18 protein-coding genes are annotated in these 18,437 nt (G+C 49.8%); 6 read left to right on the forward strand and 12 right to left on the reverse strand.

The window, feature by feature from the left end:
* Window positions 1–79: 79 nt before the first annotated feature.
* Window positions 80–1,222: a LacI family DNA-binding transcriptional regulator gene (locus AC0LWM_RS10765; protein WP_474674934.1), complete on the reverse strand. Its 1,143-nt coding sequence runs from the start codon at window positions 1,220–1,222 to the stop codon at window positions 80–82.
* Window positions 1,223–1,422: 200 nt separating this feature from the next.
* Complete coding sequence (locus AC0LWM_RS10770; RefSeq protein WP_474674935.1) at window positions 1,423–2,196, reverse strand: FkbM family methyltransferase; 774 nt, start codon at window positions 2,194–2,196, stop codon at window positions 1,423–1,425.
* Window positions 2,197–2,654: 458 nt separating this feature from the next.
* Here AC0LWM_RS10770 and AC0LWM_RS10775 point away from each other — a divergent pair, with 458 nt between their 5' ends.
* Both AC0LWM_RS10775 and AC0LWM_RS10780 read left to right on the forward strand, forming a co-directional pair.
* Window positions 2,655–3,776 (forward strand): MGDG synthase family glycosyltransferase, encoded by a 1,122-nt coding sequence (locus tag AC0LWM_RS10775; RefSeq protein WP_474674936.1) that lies wholly within the window; start codon window positions 2,655–2,657, stop codon window positions 3,774–3,776.
* Between the two features lie 208 nt (window positions 3,777–3,984).
* On the forward strand, window positions 3,985–5,055 hold the full coding sequence (locus AC0LWM_RS10780) for a PdaC/SigV domain-containing protein (protein ID WP_474674937.1): 1,071 nt from the start codon (window positions 3,985–3,987) through the stop codon (window positions 5,053–5,055).
* Between the two features lie 94 nt (window positions 5,056–5,149).
* Here the strand turns inward: AC0LWM_RS10780 and ssuE are convergent, their stop codons facing one another.
* Window positions 5,150–5,710 (reverse strand): NADPH-dependent FMN reductase, encoded by a 561-nt coding sequence (ssuE, locus tag AC0LWM_RS10785; protein ID WP_474674938.1) that lies wholly within the window; start codon window positions 5,708–5,710, stop codon window positions 5,150–5,152.
* Window positions 5,711–6,104: 394 nt separating this feature from the next.
* Between ssuE and AC0LWM_RS10790 the strand changes: the two genes are divergently transcribed.
* Together AC0LWM_RS10790 and AC0LWM_RS10795 are read left to right on the forward strand one after the other, a co-directional pair.
* The gene (locus AC0LWM_RS10790) at window positions 6,105–7,535 is read left to right on the forward strand and encodes an NAD-dependent malic enzyme (protein ID WP_474674939.1); all 1,431 of its coding nucleotides are present in this window, start codon (window positions 6,105–6,107) and stop codon (window positions 7,533–7,535) included.
* A gap of 269 nt (window positions 7,536–7,804) precedes the next feature.
* Window positions 7,805–8,275, forward strand: coding sequence for a DinB family protein (locus AC0LWM_RS10795; protein ID WP_474674940.1), 471 nt, complete (start codon window positions 7,805–7,807; stop codon window positions 8,273–8,275).
* Window positions 8,276–8,353: 78 nt separating this feature from the next.
* On the opposite strand, the gene AC0LWM_RS10800 is transcribed toward AC0LWM_RS10795, so the two are convergent.
* Window positions 8,354–8,854 carry a DUF421 domain-containing protein gene (locus tag AC0LWM_RS10800; protein ID WP_474674941.1) on the reverse strand — a complete coding sequence of 167 codons (501 nt, stop codon included), beginning with the start codon at window positions 8,852–8,854 and terminating at the stop codon, window positions 8,354–8,356.
* Window positions 8,855–9,321: 467 nt separating this feature from the next.
* Here AC0LWM_RS10800 and AC0LWM_RS10805 point away from each other — a divergent pair, with 467 nt between their 5' ends.
* Complete coding sequence (locus AC0LWM_RS10805; protein ID WP_474674942.1) at window positions 9,322–9,540, forward strand: hypothetical protein; 219 nt, start codon at window positions 9,322–9,324, stop codon at window positions 9,538–9,540.
* Between the two features lie 178 nt (window positions 9,541–9,718).
* Here AC0LWM_RS10805 and AC0LWM_RS10810 read toward each other — a convergent pair whose 3' ends face one another.
* On the reverse strand, window positions 9,719–9,937 hold the full coding sequence (locus AC0LWM_RS10810) for a hypothetical protein (RefSeq protein WP_474674943.1): 219 nt from the start codon (window positions 9,935–9,937) through the stop codon (window positions 9,719–9,721).
* A gap of 804 nt (window positions 9,938–10,741) precedes the next feature.
* Here AC0LWM_RS10810 and AC0LWM_RS10815 point away from each other — a divergent pair.
* Complete coding sequence (locus tag AC0LWM_RS10815; RefSeq protein ID WP_474674944.1) at window positions 10,742–11,134, forward strand: MerR family transcriptional regulator; 393 nt, start codon at window positions 10,742–10,744, stop codon at window positions 11,132–11,134.
* Between the two features lie 8 nt (window positions 11,135–11,142).
* Here AC0LWM_RS10815 and AC0LWM_RS10820 read toward each other — a convergent pair whose 3' ends face one another.
* From AC0LWM_RS10820 to AC0LWM_RS10850, 7 genes are all read right to left on the reverse strand, one after another.
* Complete coding sequence (locus AC0LWM_RS10820) at window positions 11,143–12,180, reverse strand: aldo/keto reductase (RefSeq protein WP_474674945.1); 1,038 nt, start codon at window positions 12,178–12,180, stop codon at window positions 11,143–11,145.
* 202 nt (window positions 12,181–12,382) lie between these two features.
* Entirely contained in the window at window positions 12,383–12,673 is a 291-nt protein-coding gene (locus tag AC0LWM_RS10825; RefSeq protein WP_474674946.1) for a hypothetical protein, read from the reverse strand.
* Window positions 12,674–12,906: 233 nt separating this feature from the next.
* Window positions 12,907–13,428 (reverse strand): phosphotransferase family protein, encoded by a 522-nt coding sequence (locus AC0LWM_RS10830; RefSeq protein WP_474674947.1) that lies wholly within the window; start codon window positions 13,426–13,428, stop codon window positions 12,907–12,909.
* A 234-nt stretch (window positions 13,429–13,662) separates the two neighbouring features.
* The gene (locus tag AC0LWM_RS10835; RefSeq protein ID WP_474675107.1) at window positions 13,663–14,421 is read right to left on the reverse strand and encodes a cyclase family protein; all 759 of its coding nucleotides are present in this window, start codon (window positions 14,419–14,421) and stop codon (window positions 13,663–13,665) included.
* Between the two features lie 142 nt (window positions 14,422–14,563).
* Window positions 14,564–16,354 carry an RCC1 domain-containing protein gene (locus AC0LWM_RS10840; RefSeq protein WP_474674948.1) on the reverse strand — a complete coding sequence of 597 codons (1,791 nt, stop codon included), beginning with the start codon at window positions 16,352–16,354 and terminating at the stop codon, window positions 14,564–14,566.
* Window positions 16,355–16,445: 91 nt separating this feature from the next.
* Entirely contained in the window at window positions 16,446–17,237 is a 792-nt protein-coding gene (locus tag AC0LWM_RS10845; RefSeq protein ID WP_474674949.1) for an SDR family NAD(P)-dependent oxidoreductase, read from the reverse strand.
* 179 nt (window positions 17,238–17,416) lie between these two features.
* Window positions 17,417–18,427, reverse strand: coding sequence for an AraC family transcriptional regulator ligand-binding domain-containing protein (locus tag AC0LWM_RS10850; RefSeq protein WP_474674950.1), 1,011 nt, complete (start codon window positions 18,425–18,427; stop codon window positions 17,417–17,419).
* Between the last annotated feature and the right edge of the window lie 10 nt (window positions 18,428–18,437).

Genomic DNA, 18,437 nt, shown 5'->3' on the forward strand with positions numbered 1-18,437 from the left:
TATGCCCTCCTCTCGGATAATTTCATATGTATGCAGTTATATATAATATATACATGACACTTAATATATATAGGTTATCTTACGTATGTTCTATTCCGGGACTCGGTCCCGTTGTCCGACAGACGACCAATTGCGGCTCCAGCAGCACTTTGCTGTACGCAGCGCCGTTTGTGTCCCGTTGCCCACAGATCACTTCCAGAAGCCTTGTAGCGGCTTGATGCCCGATTTGGTGCTCGAATTGTTTGATGTGCGTAAAAATACTGAACTCCTCTACGATCGAAGTCGGATCGTCGAACGTGACGATCGACAAATCTTCGGGCACTTTAAGCCCCGCGCGCTCCGCCATTTGATACATATGGACGCCAAGTCTCCCGTTCAGCGTAATGTAGGCGGTAGCCATCCGATTCCGGATATACCGGTATAACGGATGGTCCGTCGAATCCGCGTCGTCGAGCCGGAAGCCGGTGATCATATGAGCCGGATTGATGAGCGCCCCTTTCATTTTCAGCGCGTCCATGTAACCTTCGATCCGCTCTTGGACCGTGACGGTTTTCGGCGGGGAGTCGGAGCAAATGGCGATTTCGCGGTGCCCCAGCTTCCACAAATGCTCGATGGCGAGAGCGGTTCCGAGCCGTCCGTCGGAGGCGATGTAATTCGTTTCGATCCCTGGCAAATACCGATCGATCAATACAAACGGAAAATGATCGAGCTTCATGCTCAAAATTTCCTCATTATATTGCTGGTCGTCGACCGGGAAAATGAGAAGCCCTTCCACCCCGGCTTGCTTCAGGGAGCGAATCGCTTCTTTTTCTTTCTCCACCCGGCCTTCGGTCAGCATGATCATGCTCCTGAAGCCCCGTTCCCCAAGCGCTTGCTGAATCCCGCTTATGAGCCGAAACGCAAAGTAATCCTGAATAAAAGGCAAAATGACGCCGATCAGCCCGGTGCCGGGCATAGGCTTCTCCCGATCCGCCTGAGCCCCGGCTGAAGGCACGGCGACCGAGCCCACGAAGCTTCCCCTGCCGCGCGCGCGGGTAATGACGTTTTCGCTGGCTAGGCCGGACAGGGCATTGACGACCGTAATTTTGCTGACGCGAAACCGTTCCATCAATTCCTTTTCCGTTGGGATTCGGTCGCCGGTCGTCAAGTTTTCGTGTTCAATTAGATCGCGTACGTAATCTTGAATTTTTTTGTAGAGCGGAGTACGGTCAACAGGATCCATCGTCTCACCAGATTTCAATTGGGAATTTGTTATATTGTTATAGATATTGTTTTTGTTATATTGTTATAGATATTGTTATTGTTATATATATTACCTTTCTTCCCATTCATGCCGGTTCAACTCGAAAAAACCGGGAGCCCTGACGCGCATGTCAGTCGGCTCCCGGTTACCGCTTCGGCTTCTGGGCTGCGTATGTTCGATTACTCGCGAAACGTGCAATAAAGGTCCGACACTTCCCGGCTGTCCTTGTGGAAGTCCAGCAGGTGATCGTAGTTCTCAAGCTTGACGAGCGTATGATCGGTGTCGATCAAATACATATGCGGGTAAAAATGCGCCAGCGTCAAATATAGGAAGTGCGGGTCCTCGCCGAAAATCGACGTGCTCGCTTTCGGATTGAATTCGACGATGAGATCCGGCTTCATCCGGACGATCGTCTGCTCCGCACCCAGCACCGCCTTGTATTCGGCCCCTTCTACATCCAGCTTAATTAGATCGACCTTCCCGATGCCTTTGTCCCGCACCCAATCGTCGATTTTTACGCAATGAACCATCTCCTGGATGCCGTGCCTCGCCTGAAAGGTCGTTATATGCGACCAGCCGCCGCCAAAATCGACGTACGAAAACTGCAGCTCCACGTTTTGGTCGTATGCGCCAAGACGGAGCGGCTCGACGTTGCTCACGTTGTTGTCGGCAATATTTTGCTGCAAATAACGGAAGTTGACCTTCGAAGGCTCGAAGGCATACACTTTGCCGTACGGAGCCAAATAACCAAGCGCGAGCGAGATCGCTCCCACGTTGGCGCCGATATCCAAACATACGGCATGAGGCTGAACGATCGTCTGCAATAATTTCATCAGGTGCGTCTCGTAATAACCGTAATTTTTCTCAATACCCGCTACGATTTGATCTCCGTCGTTGGAGCATACGGTATACGACTTGCCGTCGAAAGGCAGCTTCAACGTTACTTTTGTCATGGATCGCCCTCCCAGCATGGTCACGTACAATCGCGTTACGAAATGATGCAAGATCAGCCTAACAATGTATGTATATGACTACGGGCTGAAATGGATTGGATACGTATCTATTTTTCATAATTTGGACTCCTGCCCGGCTCCGCCATGGGTTCGGCCTCATACAATAAAAAATGGCCGTCTTCCGAACAGTCCACTATCATTCCAACAATATAGAAGCTTATTGTGCCGGGCATATGTCTAAAAGCACACGCCTCCCCTTCGCGAGGCGTTTTGTTGCGTTGTGGCGCGGGTTTACAAAATCGTTACCGGTCATATGACGTCAGTCACTACTTTTTCTTGCGAAAACAACGTATATTTTTAATATAAGGTCATTCAGTGCAGGCTTTTCTTAAAATCAATCGTCTATATAGATGAACAACAAAAAAACAAAGTATAAAACGATAAAGCAGGTGAATTCGATGCGAAAAAAAAGAGTGCTGGTGTTATCCGAAGGCTTCGGCGCCGGCCATACGCAAGCAGCGCATGCCTTGGCTGACGGGCTCAAGCAATTATCGGACGACGTCCACACCCGCGTGTTCGAGTTTGGCACCTTCCTTCATCCGACCATCGCGCCATGGATTTTGTCGGCATATCGCAAAACGGTCAGCTCCCAACCGAAACTCGTTGGCAAGGTGTACCGCGCCCAATATAACAAATCGTTGAATCGGCTCACGCAGCTTGCGCTGCACAAAATTTTCTACACCCAAGCAATGAATGTGATCGCGCACATGAGACCGGACACGATCGTCTGCACCCATCCGATTCCGAATGCGGTCATCTCGCGGCTGAAGCGGCTTGGGCTGAACATTCCGCTATGCACGCTCATTACCGATTACGATGCGCACGGAACGTGGATTAGTCCGGAGGTCAACAAGTTCCTCGTGTCCACGCAGGAAGTGAAGAACAAGCTGCTGGAACGCGGCATTGACACAAACCGGATCGAAGTGACCGGCATCCCCGTCCACCCGAACTTCTGGATGCAGAACAACAAAGCGGAAATCCGCGAGCGGTTCGGGCTGAAGGAAATGCCGACCGTAATGGTCATGGGCGGCGGCTGGGGTCTGCTGAATAATGAAGATATGCTGGAATATATGACCCGTTGGCGGGATGATGTCCAGCTGCTGTTCTGCATGGGTAGCAACGCGAAGGCGATCGAGAAGCTTCGGGACAACCCGCAGTTCCGTCATCCGAACGTGAGAATCTTCGGTTTTACCCGGGAAATTGACAAGCTGATGGACGTGTCCGACGTGCTCATTACGAAGCCGGGCGGCATGACATGCACCGAAGGATTGGCGAAGGGCATTCCGATGCTGTTCTACGAACCGATTCCGGGACAAGAGGAAGAAAACTGCCAATACTTCGTCGAGAACGGCTTCGGCGAGCTGCTGGATTCCTTCGGCACGATCGACCGTTGGTTCAATCTGCTGCGCGACCAATACGGCTCTATCGCCTCCCGCCGCGACATGCTGTCGATGCTGAACAAGCGCTACGACCCGCAAGGCTGCTCGCAAGCCATCTTGAACATGCTTCAACCTTCATAAATACGTGAAAAATCCTTCCTTCGGAAAGCCGGATTCATGCCGGATGCCGCTGCGAAGGATTTTTTGAGTGAAACGAAAGCTAACCTCACTGAAGCGTTATAGCAGGCTTCATTTAGAAGCTTTTCTATGATGAACAACTTTTGCCGTCAATAGGTCGTCCAATGTAATAACGCAGTTGAATTTGATTCTTAAAAGGAGATCTTGCCCCATGAAACGAAACTTATCCCTTCTTGCTATTGCCGCGATGGTTGCCGTCGGCGGTACAGCTTTATCGGCGGCGCCTGCCGACGCAGCTACGATTACAGGGAGTGCCAAAACGCAGCAAACCACCCTCATGAGCTTTACATACAACGGCACCGCCTTCAAGCTGCCGACCGTCTCTTTCGACAACAACACCTTCGTCCCGGCCAAAGCGTTAGGCGACAAATTAGGCTTCTCTACTTTGTGGGATGCCAAAGCGAAAACGCTGACGCTCAGCCGTAGGAACAAATCGCTTATTCTCCATACCGATAGCGAAAAATATACGCTTTACGGCCAGGAAGTCCTATACGGCGCCATCTCGCCCAAAATCATCAAATCACAAGCTTATATCCCGCTGCGATTCGTCACGAGCAAGCTTGGCTATCGCATCCAGCTTGATGTAAAGACCAAAGCGATTGCCGTTCGCGCTGTCGCGGAGAACGATATTGCCTTTACGACGAAGAAGCTCGCCGACGAAAAGCCGGAAACGAGCATTTCCATCCAATACCCGGTCATCAGCAAGCTGAGCGATGAGGCCGTAAAAACAAAAATCAACGCATTTTTAGAGAAAATCGGGCAAAACTATTGGATGGAAGCACAGGATATCATTGTGACGGACCCGAAGGACGAATACGGCCCGACCAAAGAAAACCCGTGGAGCTACGGCTCGGATTTTGTCATTACGAGCAACGAAAACAACCGGCTTAGCCTTTATTTCACCTCGTACTCCTACAGCGGAGGCGCGCACGGGATGGCTTGGCAGGAATCGTATACGTTCGACTTGACGACGGGCGAATTGATTTCGCTTAAGGACATTACGCAAAATCCGGACTATGTCTCGATTATTAATAAATACATCAAAAGTCAAATCAAAGCTCAGCAATTGCCGGAGCTTGTGCCGTTCGAAACGATCGAGGCGGACCGTCCGTACTACTTGGAGAATGATGCCGTCGTCATCACGTTCCAGCAGTATGAGTATACGCCTTATGCCGCAGGCATGCCGGAATTCCGCATTCCGCTGTCGAGCTTCAAGAAATAAAGCACGACCCAACGAAAAGAGCGAGTAAGGCCCCATCCGATTGACGGGGCTCTTCTCGCTTTTGTTTTTTTGAGCGGCGGCCCGCGAATGCAAATTAACGGACGTCGGCAGCCTTACGTTCAATCCGGTATCGTACTTCACCTGCGAAAGCCCGCACCGCCGCGGTCAACCGCTCGCGCAGTTCTTCGGCCAACTCTACGCCGCCCTGCTCATTCCATTGAACCTGCGAATCGACCGCATATACGCCGCCTAGTATGAACCGTGCGCCCAGCGCGTTCAGCACAGGCTTCAATGCGTAATCGATCGTCAGCAGATGGGCGATCGTTCCGCCGATGAACAACGGCAATACGATTTTGTCCACCAAACCTTGCTGCGGCAGCAAATCCAGGAACGTCTTCAGAATGCCGGAATACGACGCTTTGTATACGGGACTTGCGACGACGACCGCGTCGGCGGCTTCCACGAGTGCAGTGGCTTGTTTGACCGATTCGCTCGCGAAATTCGCATAAATCAAATCTTCCGGAGGCAGCTCCGAGACGTAAACCCAATCCACCTGCCAGCCGGCTGCGGCTAATTGCTCCGCCGCCAGCTGAACATATCCGTTCAGCCTCGATTTTCGCGACGGCGTTCCAACAAGAATAACGATTTTCCCCATCATGCATCCACCTTTCCTCTTCCATAAAAATAGAGACGCTGCCAGCTCCGTCGACGAGCGTGCAGCGTCTTCGGTGATCCGATCGACACTTCAGGTACATGTTAAATCCGATTAAGTTAGTATGAATTAAATAAAGGTTACCATCGATTTCCACTGGTGTCAACCCATGCTCTCATCTATGGATTTCGGCATAGCTCGCTCCTCCTCTTTTCTGGAACATGTAGGGAATTGCATATTTCTTATCGCTTCGATCAACAAGCCAGTATATGATATAACTGGAGACAAGGTTAAACGGCCGGCGCCGCCCTCGGCGCATTGGACTCTAATTGCAAGAAATGCAATCTGGCTGGGCAAACTGATACGTATATTCGTAACGCTGGAAAGGGATGGTTGTATGCGTCAGACCGAAAATCGGCTCGTTGGCGGCAAAAATTTCATTCTACGTCTCGAGATGGAGACGGACAAAATTAAATTCGGAGAGGTCGTCAATGCGATCGTCGACGCGGGCGGCGATATGATTGCGATCGACGTCATTCAGACAAGCCGGGACAAGACGGTGCGCGACTTGACTGTAGCCGTTGCGGAAGTCAACCAGATGGACCTCATCATAAACAATGTGAAAGCGCTAAACGGCGTACGCTTGGTGAACGTTTCCGACCGTACCTTCCTGCTGCACCTTGGCGGAAAAATCGCCGTAACTCCGAAAACCCCGATCCAGAACCGGGACGACTTGTCGAGGGTGTATACGCCGGATGTCGCGCGCGTTTGTATGGCGATTCATGACGCACCGAACAAAGCGTTCACGCTGACGATCAAGCGGAACACGGTCGCCGTCATCTCGGACGGAACCGCCGTGCTCGGCCTTGGCGATATCGGCCCGCATGCGGCGATGCCCGTCATGGAAGGCAAAGCGATGCTGTTCAAGCAGTTCGCGGACGTGGACGCCTTCCCGATCTGCCTCGACACCCAAGACACGGAAGAAATCATTCGTACGATCAAAGCGATCGCTCCGGGATTCGGAGGCATCAACCTGGAGGATATTTCATCGCCTCGCTGCTTCGAAATCGAAGAGCGGCTGCGCCAGGAGCTCGACATCCCGGTATTCCATGACGACCAGCATGGTACTGCGGTCGTTCTCTATGCGGGGCTCATCAGCGCGTTGAAGGTGGTCGGTAAACGGATCCAAGACGCTAAAGTGGTCGTATGCGGCATCGGCGCCGCGGGCGTTGCCTGCAGCAAAATTTTGCTGGCTGCCGGCGTGAAGGAATTGATCGGGGTCGACCGCGAAGGTGCGCTCACGGCGGATAAGGAATATGCGAACCCGATGTGGCAATGGTATGCGCAGAACACGAATACGGGCCGCGTCAGCGGTGGGCTCAGTGACGTGATCAAAAGCGCGGATGTCTTTATCGGCCTGTCCGCCGGGGGCATTCTGAAGCGGGAAATGGTAGAATCGATGAGCCCGGATCCGATCGTGTTCGCGATGGCGAATCCGACGCCGGAAATTATGCCGGAGCAGATCGAGGACATTGTCGGCGTCGTTGCGACGGGTCGATCGGATTATCCGAACCAGATCAACAACGTCTTGTGCTTCCCGGGCATGTTCCGAGGCGCACTGGATTGCCGCGCTTCGACCATCAACGAGGAGATGAAGCTGGCGGCGGCCGAAGCGATCGCCTCCGTTATTTCCGACGAGGAGCGGAACAAGTTCTACATCATCCCGAGCGTCTTCAACCAGCAAGTCGTTGAAGAAATTCGCAAGCGCGTCGTCGAAGCGGCGATCCGCACCGGCGTAGCTCGCCGCATGCCGCGGGAATACCGCTAGGCGGCAGGCAAGCCGAAGTACAGAGCCCTCTATCCGCAATCCGTCGGAATGGAGGGCTTTGTGCGTTGCTTTTTTAGAAATGGAAAAGTCTTAAAAATAATAGATGAAATATGACACCTACAACTCCTAAGTTCCTTGCTTGAATACCTATTGCCCCAAGCATGTTCGCCTGCAGGCTCCGCGAACAAAACGTTGGCTATCTCGCCTAGACATGTTACGATCATAAAAAAAGAGCTAAGAGACCAAAGGATGATGGAGGTCGAAACGCCATGCAAACGATCCGAAACTTGTTCGCGCATATGGATTGGGCGAACCGCCGGCTGCTTGAGGCGCTGCAATCGGCACTGGTTGGTGAAACCAGCAAGGCAGCGACGCTGTTCCTGCACGTGCTCCAAGCGGAGCGAATCTGGCTGACCCGGCTTCGCGGCGAAAGCAGCGAGTCTCTCGCAATATGGGGGGATCATGCGGATCTAACCGCCTGCGCCGAGCTGATCGAGGCGAACGGAAGCGGCTTTCAGGCTTGGCTCGCCGCCCTGTCCGAAGATAGGCTAGACAGGCCGATCGCATATCGCAATCAGGCCGGAGCGCCATTCGAGACGTCCGCTCGGGACATCCTGACGCATGTCGCCCTGCACGGCCAATATCACCGCGGACAAATCAATGCCGAGCTCCGTGCAGGAGGCTTCGAGCCGGCCCCTCTGGACTACATCCTATACGCGCGACTCAGCGGAAACGCTTGATCCGTCGCTATTTGAAAAATCAGCCGCAGTTCGGGCAAAAAGGTAACCCGGAATGCGGTTGGCCATCTAAGGAACACTTTACTGTCTCGTGATACGTTCAAGATCCTGCCAAGTTACGCTTCTGTATTTCCTTTTCTTGAGTACCGACAGCGTTCCGTTCAGCTCAAGTACCGCCAACTCGACCTGCTCGAGTTCGAAAATTCCCTTCCCTCTCAATCCTTGCCTTAACGCTTCCATCGAGTATTTGTACTTCTTCATCTCCTCCTGCAACAGTTCGCCGTCCTTAATAATCACGATCGGCTCTCCAGAAATAACGGTGTCTGCATTCTTACTGTACAGCGATATTCTTATCAGCGCATACCCGATTACACTGATGACGAACAAGGACAAGATGAAATTCAACAAACTGATCTTGATATTGAATGCCATATTACCGCCGATCGTCCCGATCAACATCGTAAGCACGAACAAGTGGTACGAGCTCTGCGCTATCAGGCGCATACCGATCAATTTCGTGTACAACCATAGCCATAAATAGGCAAGGATCGTTCTTATAATAATCTCTAGAGATTCGTCCAAGTTGTGACCAGGCCCCATTCGTTCTTCGAGTTGAGAGTTGAAGATTCACGAAAAATCCACGTTTTACCACTATTATTGCTATGGAGATGTTGCTTTATCCATAAGCTGCTCCGCTCTGTTCCCGGTTAGCGCAGAAGAGTTTAGGTTTTATTCTTTTTTGATCGAGGAAGATGTCACCCAAGATGATTCATACCGCTCTTTGTAGCACAAAAGATTTCCAAAAACAAAAAGTCCGCCATCAAAGCGGACCGTGATCATTTATTTCGGAAGGCTTACATACTCGTTAGCCGTAACTTGCAGGTACCGCGTCCGTGAGGATGAGGAATGAGGAAAATGTTTTACAAAGCAGTGCTAGGTAGCCTATGATTTTAATATGCGCTAATTAGGGGAATTACATCGGATTCCAGTCTAGGTCTATTGGGGCCGAATACGTCGGCAATGAAATCAAGTGAAGGAGATGAATAAAAATGAAGAATAGATTCGAGTTTACTGCGATCGTCTTAATAGGCAATGGTGAGTTAACAGACGACTTTACCATCGATCTTGCCAAAATGGTTGACCGTTTGACCGTACAGATGGAGATCGCCAAGAAAGCGCTGCAAACCATTGCGGATAGTTCAGCGCAAGTTAACGGGCCTTCCAAGACCATTGCCGCAGAAGCTCTAGAAGCGATTAATCTTGATTAGCCAATAGCGCAGAAATCAGCCGTATTCTGGCCGACTGCCTTCGTGTCTTTTTTGAACTAACGTGCCAATTAGTTGAATCATGGAATCAAATGACCATCCAACTAATAAATTTGGAACCTCACCGTTTCGGAGATGGAAAAATGTTCCGCACTTTTTTTCTAGTGGCTACCCGTTCATGTTATGGGTTGGTTGAATTGTTGGCTTCGATTTCTGCAGCGGTGAATATAATAGGGGCAACTACTGATGCATCAGCTGAAGTAATTGATTGAGATATTGTGAGTCTGTACTCAACGAGTTGTGTGCCTTGTGTAAGAATGGGAGTTTCATCTACAAAATTGAAGCTAGTGGTTATAAAGTGTATTTCTTCATTCCCCATATCTAAAGTTCTAAAAATCACCTCTTCCATCCCCCTGGTCGTGTTCGAGTAATAACTAATTGAACAAGAGGTGTACCGTTTACTACCACCCAACCCACAGTGCCGGTCATCATACTCTATCGGATATATCGTCAACAATTATTCTTATTATTGAAATTTGAAGACCGTGTTCAGGGGGTGTACGATTTCCACTGGCAATTCGTCTGTTTTAAGTGAAATAAAGTAGATAGACTGGATCTGCTGATCCAGCACGGATCATTGTGGTTAGAAATCGTCTGGTTCAAAAAACAAGTGTTAGACTGGCTTGAATATAGAAACTACGGCAGCATTGGACCGAAAATATAGTCCTAGACTGCCGCTGTTTTATTGAACTAACGTCCCCGTTAGCGTAACGAATGGTTAGAGATCAGCTTTGTTGGAAGAAAAGCTATCTATAACTTCAGTCTTGATTACGTTCGAAGCTCCTTTACCACATCCGCTAAAATCTCAAAAGATTGAAGGCGAGCACGATGATCGTAAATATGATTGGTAACGATGAATTCATCCGCCTTCGTCGCGTTATAAATGGCGGGCAGCTTCTCTCGAATCGTGTTCTGATCGCCAATTATGCCGAAATCCAGTTGCTTGGAAATGAGCGCTTTCTCTTGCGGACTTCACTCATGCATTCATATTTTCGACCGGAGGTTGTAGTTTGTCGGGAAGCGTTTCCGGACTGAACGGTCAATAACTATTTTTAATCTTTTTTCCTGCTTCCTCTTCCGCGCTCCCCTTGACTTCGAGCAAGCTCTAGCTTTTATAATGAATTCGATAAGGAGAAGTGAGCCCATGAGCTTGTCGATCGGTCAATTGTCTTCCCTAACGAATTTATCGATTCACACTTTGCGATTTTATGAAAAAGAAGGCATCGTCCCCTTTGTCAAACGAACCGAGAGCGGGCTCCGTGTCTATGAAGAGGATCATGTGGATTGGTTTAAGTTCTTGTGCTGCATGCGTGAGACGGGAATGTCGCTTGCCCAGCTGAAAGAGTTCGCGGACCTGGCCATTCAAGGAGATGGCACCATCGATCTACGCTTGGCCATGCTGGCTGAGCAGAAGCACAGAATCGAGGAGCAAGTCGCAACCATGAACTCCTTCATCGACATGATCGGCTTCAAGATGGAGATGCTGAATCGCGAGAAAGAGGAAGGAGAGCCTCATGGAGACCCTCGCATCCCTTAAATGCCGCTTTATCTGCGTTTTCTTCTCTCCGCCGGATAACGGTCTCCAATGAACGTTGCGGGATCCCATACGGGGAATTCTCTTCTCAATGCGCTCACCTTGTCCAGAATGGACAACTCTTCATCCGTCAGGCTAATATCGGACGCGCCGAGATTCTCCTTCAGTTGCTCCGGTCTCTTCGCTCCGACAATGACGCTGGTGACCGCGGGCTGGTGCAGCAGCCAAGCGAGCGCGATGGTTGGAATCGTCGTTCCTCTGGTTTCGGCGATCTCTCTTAGAGCATCAACGATTTCGTATCCCTTTTCTTTGTCCACCGGCGGGAAGTCGAACTTGGTGCGGCGATCGTTCGGCTCGCCTTGGGAGTCGCGGGAATACTTACCCGACAAGAAGCCTCCGGCTAGCGGACTCCATACGATAAGCCCCATGTTCTGGTCCTGGACCGTAGGAATCACTTCCCTCTCAATATCCCGTCCGGCTAGCGAATAATACGATTGATCCGCGTGGAAGGCTTGCAAGCCAAGCTGGAGGGACACTCCGTTCGCCTTCATGATCTGCCATCCTTGCAGGTTGGAGCAGCCAATATACCGGACTTTGCCGCTGCGTATGAGATCGTCCAACGCCCGCATCGTCTCCTCCCAATCCGTCAGCGGGTCCGGCCCATGAATCTGGAACAGATCGATGTAATCGGTCCCCAATCGCCGGAGGCTCTCGTCGACTTGCTCCAGGATATGCCAACGGGATAGCCCGACCTGGTTGGCACCCGGCCCCATCCGGAATCGAACCTTCGTCGCGATAATCGCGTCGCGACGTTTCCCCTTCAGAGCCTCCCCAAGAAACTCCTCGGACTCTCCAAGTCCGTATTGGTTCGCTGAATCAAAGAAATTAATCCCCTGATTCAATGCTTCATCGACCAACCTTGCGGAATCTTGTTTATTCAGTGCTCCCATCGCCGCGCTCATCGGGAAGTTCTTACCCCCGAAGGTCATCGTTCCCAGCGCAAATTCCGACACGAGCAAACCCGTGCCTCCTAGTCTCTTGTATTTCATTATTCAACACTCCATTCCCAGTGGATTATTGTCTTTCTGGAAATGATAATAAGACCTAGAGTAAACTCTAGGTCAATAGAGATAATAAAATTTTTACTCGTTGGGGTAGAACTGCATTAATCTAAACTGCCCTTTAGTTTAACAAAAAGTGGAGCAGCTGCCGCGGCATACTGCTCCACTCTCGTACCCGTTTGTTCAATGCCTACTCCAATGGTTTTGATGCCGCGAGTAATTCATTTTCAGACTCTAAGTACCTAAGAGTCCGTTCAATATCTTCTTTACGAAAACTTCGGACAACTATCATGTGTGCGATGAATAAGCCAGGAGGATCAATGTTAACCCGCGAAAGATTATTTTTCAATCTGTCTGGCGTATACAAGGCACTCCAACGCTTGCTCCCGTCGTTAAATGACATAGTTATTTCAACCCAATTCCACTCTTCAGAGGATCTTCCTTGGGGATCATCATCGAACTGCCAGCTCAACAATTTCATTTGTAACCTCCAGCCTCAAAACTCTTGTTCTCCGATAGCTTAATCGATTGTCAACCAAGGTTTAGTCCTCCAGATAGACTTCCTGGCAACAAAAATTGTGTTTGCATTAATGTTATTCCACTATTCTGCCCGTTACTTCAATGAACTGGGGCAGGTGCCGCGGCGCCTGCCCCAATCATAATTATATTTCACTATCGAACGCACTAGCTTAACCATGAGTAACCATTTTCGGTTTATTTTAAACTTAATAGCTCATCACGGAGTTCGAAATAAGAATCATCCCATCCCATCTTTGCATAAAAGCGTAATCCATTCAGTCCGTTATAATATTTAGCCCCAATTAATCTTTCTTTAAAATTTGGAATGGTAATACCCATTTCTTGCTGATAATTTTGGTATCTTTGGACCACATCGAGCCTCAAGTGTGTCTTCATGTGCCAGTCTAAAACTGCAAGGTCGATCAGAAAATCTCCATATCCGCCATTACTATCAATGACTCCAGTTATTCGTTGTCCATCTGATAGAATGTTGTACTGGTGGAAATCACCGTGAATAAAATAACGATATGGTTCATTGTACGTAGAGTAAGCTAACAATCTGTTATAACATTCATCAAACACATCTTTCTCTAGACAAGATGTTTTGAATAAGCTGTGCCACCCCTCCCAGAAGCTATCCGCTTGTTCTTCAGTATAGGTAGCAATAATATGTTCCTTCCAAGAATTATAAGTACCATCACCACTCGAATTTATCATCTGAAATCAAATAGTTCAATGATTTAAAATTACCTAAGCTCCATACAGAGAGGAAACGGAATTCCCTGGGAAGATAAGAGGGTAGAAATGAACTTTTCAGTTTCAAAACTCCCTGCTAAATCGCAGAATTTAATTACGTATTCCTTGTCAAAAAAGCCGCGTTTTACGCGGACTCGAATTATCGGCGGGCAAGCTATACGCTACTACACGATGATACGCGTTATTTTTTTCGGCTCATTCCTCCACGATTGCGACCGGTCGGGCCCAACCGGCACTCGCCATTTCTACTTTGATCGGAAAGCAGCAGACCTTGAAGCCAAACGGCTTTGGAATTTTCTCCAAATTGGCCAGCTTTTCGATCTGGCAATATTCCCGGTCCTTGCCGACATAATGCGCTGCCCATAGAACGCCATCTCTCGGCTGCTTTTTATACGCTTCGGCCTGTAGGTTGAGCGGAATATCCCAGCCCCAGCCGTCAGTACCGACTACCTTAATGCCTTGGTCCAGAAGCCACCGCGTAGCATCGGCAGATACCCCCGCATGAAGGAACGCATAATGTTCGTGGTACAGCCGTTTGTCCGCATCGCTGCGGATGAGAACGATATCGAACGGTTTCAGCGTATAAGCGATCCGTTTCAGCTCGGCGACCAGGTCGTCCGTCGTAATCTCGTAACCCGGTGGCTTCGCGCTGAAATCGAGCACCACGCCGTCGGAATAAAACCATTCGAGCGGTAGTTCGTCAATTGTTCTCGCTTGCTTCTCTTCCGAAGTCGGCCAGTAATGCCACGGCGCGTCGATATGAGTACCCGAATGCGTATTCAGCGTCACCATTTCCGTTGCCCATGCCTTACCTTCTGGAAAATCCTCCTGCTTTAGGCCAAGTGCCGCCGCCGCTTGCAGCGCCCCGTCTTCATGGGTCGCATATTCGATCTTCGCCGGTAGCGGCTCGCGGATGCGCGGACTAATCGGAACGCTCAAATCAATAAGCTTCATCATGTATTCCCCTTCCCTCGTTTCACGATTCTTCCACATTATACTAAATTGTCCCAACTGCCGATAGACCAACGTCCTTAATCAAAACATATAAATAAAAAATCCCACCCCCAAGACATTAGTCTCAGGGACGAGATTTGATCTAAAGCACTATGATTTTTGGTGAATTTGGGTTTTCAAGATCAAGCCGAATTAGCTCCCCATTGTTGGTAATGCCCAGATTGGTGTTCACCTTGACGATCCCGCGGAATCCGTCGATTCGCTTCAATTCCTTGCCCGTATCGTAATCGTAGGCGATTACGGTTCCATCGTCCGCCACCGCCCATAATGCCGAGGAAGAGCCGCCGTCGATCGATATAATGGAATGACCCTCGCCAAGCTTCGGCCGTACGTTCACGACGGGATGACGATCCTCGTCCCAGATCGAAATCGTGCCGTCTTCGTGCAAAGCCGCTTGGTAGGATTGGCTGCTCGTAATCGCGACCGACTTGGGGAGGTTGTTGGGTACGATTTCCGGCATATATCCCCAAGCAACGATCGTACCGTCGGATTTTAATGCCAAGTTCGGTCCCCGATATCCTGCCGAAATGGCTACGACATCCTTCAACCCATCCGGAATTTGCGTTCTTCCGAACTTGCTCCTCCCCCAAGCGATGACGGTGCCATCCTTCTTGAGCGCAAGCGAATACTCAACGCCCGCTTCGACAGCCACGACGTCGCGCAAATCCGAAGGTACCGTCGCTTCGCCGTATTCGTTGCGTCCCCACGCGAGAACCGTGCCTGCTTTCGTCAAAGCTAATCCGTGAAAGGAGAGGGACACTGCGGCAATTCCGTCGTCCGTTTTCGGAATATCCTTTAATCCGGTAATGCCAAGATCCCCGCTAACGAACACCGATCCATCCGCTCTAACGGCGACGTAGTCCGAATAATAATCCGGAACGTCAACCGAAGCGATAGAAGTCAGCGCCGCGCCGTCTAGCGGCTTGGAAAACGATTGCGTCCACTTGATATAACGTCCGTCGTCCGTCAGGCCAATCAGCTCGTCATCGCCGGAAGAAGCGATCGCCTTCAACTTTGGCAAGGAGACGGGGGTCACGGCTTTGCCTTCCTGCCAGCTAACGAGAGAACCGTTGGACCGCAGCAGAAACACTTGGGAGAAGCCGGCGGCAATGCCGACAACATCCCGATACGGAATGTTCATCTTCGACGCGTCGCTTAACCCTTGGCCCCAAGCGACAGCCGTCCCATCGCTCCGGAGCGCGGCAGACACCGTCGATCCCGCCGCGATCGCGACGACGTTCGATAACCCCTTCGGTACGCGCGTGTTGCCCATGTAATCTTTGCCCCAAGCAACGACCGTTCCGTCCGATTTCAATGCAAGGGCGTGCACCGCGCCTGCGGATACGTCTTTTATTCCGGACAGCCCTTTCGGAATATTCATGATCGGGTGGCCACCGTCGTCAATGTAATGATAAAACGATACTTTGCCCGTACGATGTACGGTCAAAAGCGTTCCTCCGCTCGCCGAAATGGCGATCGCATCTTTTGTTCCGGAGGGATTAACGCCCTCGTATTTGGGAGGAAGTTTTTTTCCGGTGCCCCATTGCGCGATCGAGCCGTCTTTCTTCAAGGCAAACGACTTGGCGCGGGACGAAGCCACGGCGACGATATTTTTCAGCTTACCCGGCGTCTCAGGCTCGCCCGTCTGCCGCTTGCCCCAAACGGATACGCTCCCATTCCCAATAACCGCAGCATAATGCCCGTCCATTGATGATAGCTTTTTATGCGCCGCCAACGTTTGATTCAAAGTCAAAGATTTCGTTTCGACAGCGGCGCGAGCGGATTGTTCGAATGAAATCGTGCCTATTAACAATGTTAACGATAAAAGTACCGCCCACGCCATCTTCATCTTTTTTGCAGTCAGTGTCTTCAAGCGTTAAGCCCCCATTGAGTAGTCGGAATGATCCATCCTTCTATCATTGCATGCTTAACACAAAATGACAATATATAGATGATTAGAGTTTTTAAAAAATTGTAGGCACCATGCCCCCGTCCATACGGATGGGAGAACCTTTAAATGCGGATGCATATGGACTGCATACGAATACAGCCAGCCTGCCTATTTCGAAAGGCTTGATAAACCGCTGAATTTCGGATTGGGGCAGGTTTGCAGCCATAAATTTTTTCTCTTTTTCCGAAAATGCCATATCATCAGGAAACAAACTTTGAATGATTTGATATACATTTTCGGAAAGCGTTGGCCCTGGCATGATCGTATTGGATGTGACTTCCGTTCCTATCGTTAATTTAGATAAGCTTTTTGACAGCGATAATAACATGGATTTGGTCATACAATACTGAGGCATTTGCCCTGAAGGCATAATCGCTTCTTCGCTTGCAATAAAGATTACTCGTCCAAAATTATTATTCAACATTTTAGGTAAATAATATTTAGATAATCCATTAGCGGCGAGGACATTCGTTCGGAAATATTTTTCCCACACTTCATCATCAACGTCCTCATATGACATGATTTCGTAAATACCCATATTGTTAACTAGGATATCGACATGAGGATATTTCTCATACAAAGCTTCTCTTTGCTGTCTATCCACTATATCGGCTGTAGCATTCTGAGGAGAGATAGACGGGAATTCCGATTTCAATTCATTTACGATTTGTTCTACCTCTTCATTATTCCGTCCATTAACGAGGACATTGACGCCTTCTCTGGCAAGTTCAATGGCAATTGCTTTCCCTATACCTTTCGTCGATCCGGTTACTAAAGCTGTTTTGTTCCTTAATCCCATATCCATAAAATATGTCTCCCTTAGAAGTTATTTTTGGAACAACCTTGTGCTCCGGATAGAGATTATATTACTTTGTCTGGATCGTTCGGTAACTAGCGTACAACGCCAAATTTCTTGTTTAACACGCCAAATACTGAAACACGGTAAATACTAGTCCTGCGTAGAACGGGGGGAGGTCGGGGATTTTATGACGGGGGGTGTGTCCTTAAATATTCAGAACGCCAATTCGAAGGAGTTTCGCCTTCCCAAAGGCGGAAGGCGCGGTAAAACGAGTTCTGGTCTTCGTATCCAATTAAGAAAGCCACTTCTTTGATATCGAGCTTCGGGTCAGCCAAGTATTCTCGTGCCTGTTCATGCCGAGCTTGTGTCAACAGCTGCTTGAAAGTTATCCCTTCGTCAGTAAGACGGCGCTGCAGGGTACGATCGCTCATGCCCAACTCACTCGCCACAGCCCGAATGTCAAGGCGACCTCCGGTTAGGCTGCGCTTTAAGATCCACTTGACCATTTCGGTGATTGAACGGCTGCGCTGTTCGTCCAATGATCGATCCAATACGGGAGTCAAGATCTCCAGCAACTCTTTGTTATATGAAATAAAGGGGCGGTCTAAATCTTTTCGATGCAGCGTCAATCGGTTATCGGTTGCGCCAATCCGGATAGGGCACCCGAAGTAAGCTTCAAGAGCCTTTACATCGCCCATCGAGTGAGAAAATTCCACGGACCGTGCAGTTATAGGCTGGCCCGTCCCCCGTCGCCCAAGCTCTAGAAGAAAGGCCAGCGTGGTTCCAACCAACACTGGCGGCACGGGTTGCTCGCTACTCATCCATTCCAATTCAATTGTACAGCGCTCGCCCTCTTCGGTTATACGCAAGCTTTCCGGAGGGCACAGTTGTTTGTACCGGGCCATTCGGTTAAGGGCGTCGCGATAGTCACGAGCATGGTAGGTCGCTAAGACGGTCGGTGGGTATTGTGTCGTCTCGAAGATGGTTACAAGCTTGATGATTCCGATGCCAGTGTCACCAATAAGATCGGAGTATGCCTGCCAGATTCTGAAATATTGGGCGGCGGTGACTGCAGTTGGTTCTGTAATAATGGTAAGCGGCAGCCGAACTTTACGAGCTACGTCGTGTGGGGAAATCCCCAATTGTTGCAATCCAGCCCAAAATCCAGGCGGAATTTTTATGCGGTCAGATTTCATTACGTATGAA

This window comes from Paenibacillus sp. sgz302148 (assembly GCF_056120465.1).

Excerpts from the sequence above, each read along its gene's own strand:
- AC0LWM_RS10815 (WP_474674944.1), top strand. The coding sequence starts at position 10,742 with ATGAGCTTGTCGATCGGTCAATTGTCTTCCCTAACGAATTTATCGATT.
- AC0LWM_RS10775 (WP_474674936.1), top strand. The coding sequence starts at position 2,655 with ATGCGAAAAAAAAGAGTGCTGGTGTTATCCGAAGGCTTCGGCGCCGGC.
- AC0LWM_RS10820 (WP_474674945.1), bottom strand. The coding sequence starts at position 12,180 with ATGAAATACAAGAGACTAGGAGGCACGGGTTTGCTCGTGTCGGAATTT.
- AC0LWM_RS10765 (WP_474674934.1), bottom strand. The coding sequence starts at position 1,222 with ATGGATCCTGTTGACCGTACTCCGCTCTACAAAAAAATTCAAGATTAC.
- AC0LWM_RS10805 (WP_474674942.1), top strand. The coding sequence starts at position 9,322 with ATGAAGAATAGATTCGAGTTTACTGCGATCGTCTTAATAGGCAATGGT.
- AC0LWM_RS10845 (WP_474674949.1), bottom strand. The coding sequence starts at position 17,237 with ATGGATATGGGATTAAGGAACAAAACAGCTTTAGTAACCGGATCGACG.
- AC0LWM_RS10780 (WP_474674937.1), top strand. The coding sequence starts at position 3,985 with ATGAAACGAAACTTATCCCTTCTTGCTATTGCCGCGATGGTTGCCGTC.
- AC0LWM_RS10795 (WP_474674940.1), top strand. The coding sequence starts at position 7,805 with ATGCAAACGATCCGAAACTTGTTCGCGCATATGGATTGGGCGAACCGC.
- AC0LWM_RS10770 (WP_474674935.1), bottom strand. The coding sequence starts at position 2,196 with ATGACAAAAGTAACGTTGAAGCTGCCTTTCGACGGCAAGTCGTATACC.
- AC0LWM_RS10790 (WP_474674939.1), top strand. The coding sequence starts at position 6,105 with ATGCGTCAGACCGAAAATCGGCTCGTTGGCGGCAAAAATTTCATTCTA.
- AC0LWM_RS10850 (WP_474674950.1), bottom strand. The coding sequence starts at position 18,427 with ATGAAATCTGACCGCATAAAAATTCCGCCTGGATTTTGGGCTGGATTG.
- AC0LWM_RS10825 (WP_474674946.1), bottom strand. The coding sequence starts at position 12,673 with ATGAAATTGTTGAGCTGGCAGTTCGATGATGATCCCCAAGGAAGATCC.
- AC0LWM_RS10830 (WP_474674947.1), bottom strand. The coding sequence starts at position 13,428 with ATGATAAATTCGAGTGGTGATGGTACTTATAATTCTTGGAAGGAACAT.
- ssuE (WP_474674938.1), bottom strand. The coding sequence starts at position 5,710 with ATGGGGAAAATCGTTATTCTTGTTGGAACGCCGTCGCGAAAATCGAGG.
- AC0LWM_RS10835 (WP_474675107.1), bottom strand. The coding sequence starts at position 14,421 with ATGAAGCTTATTGATTTGAGCGTTCCGATTAGTCCGCGCATCCGCGAG.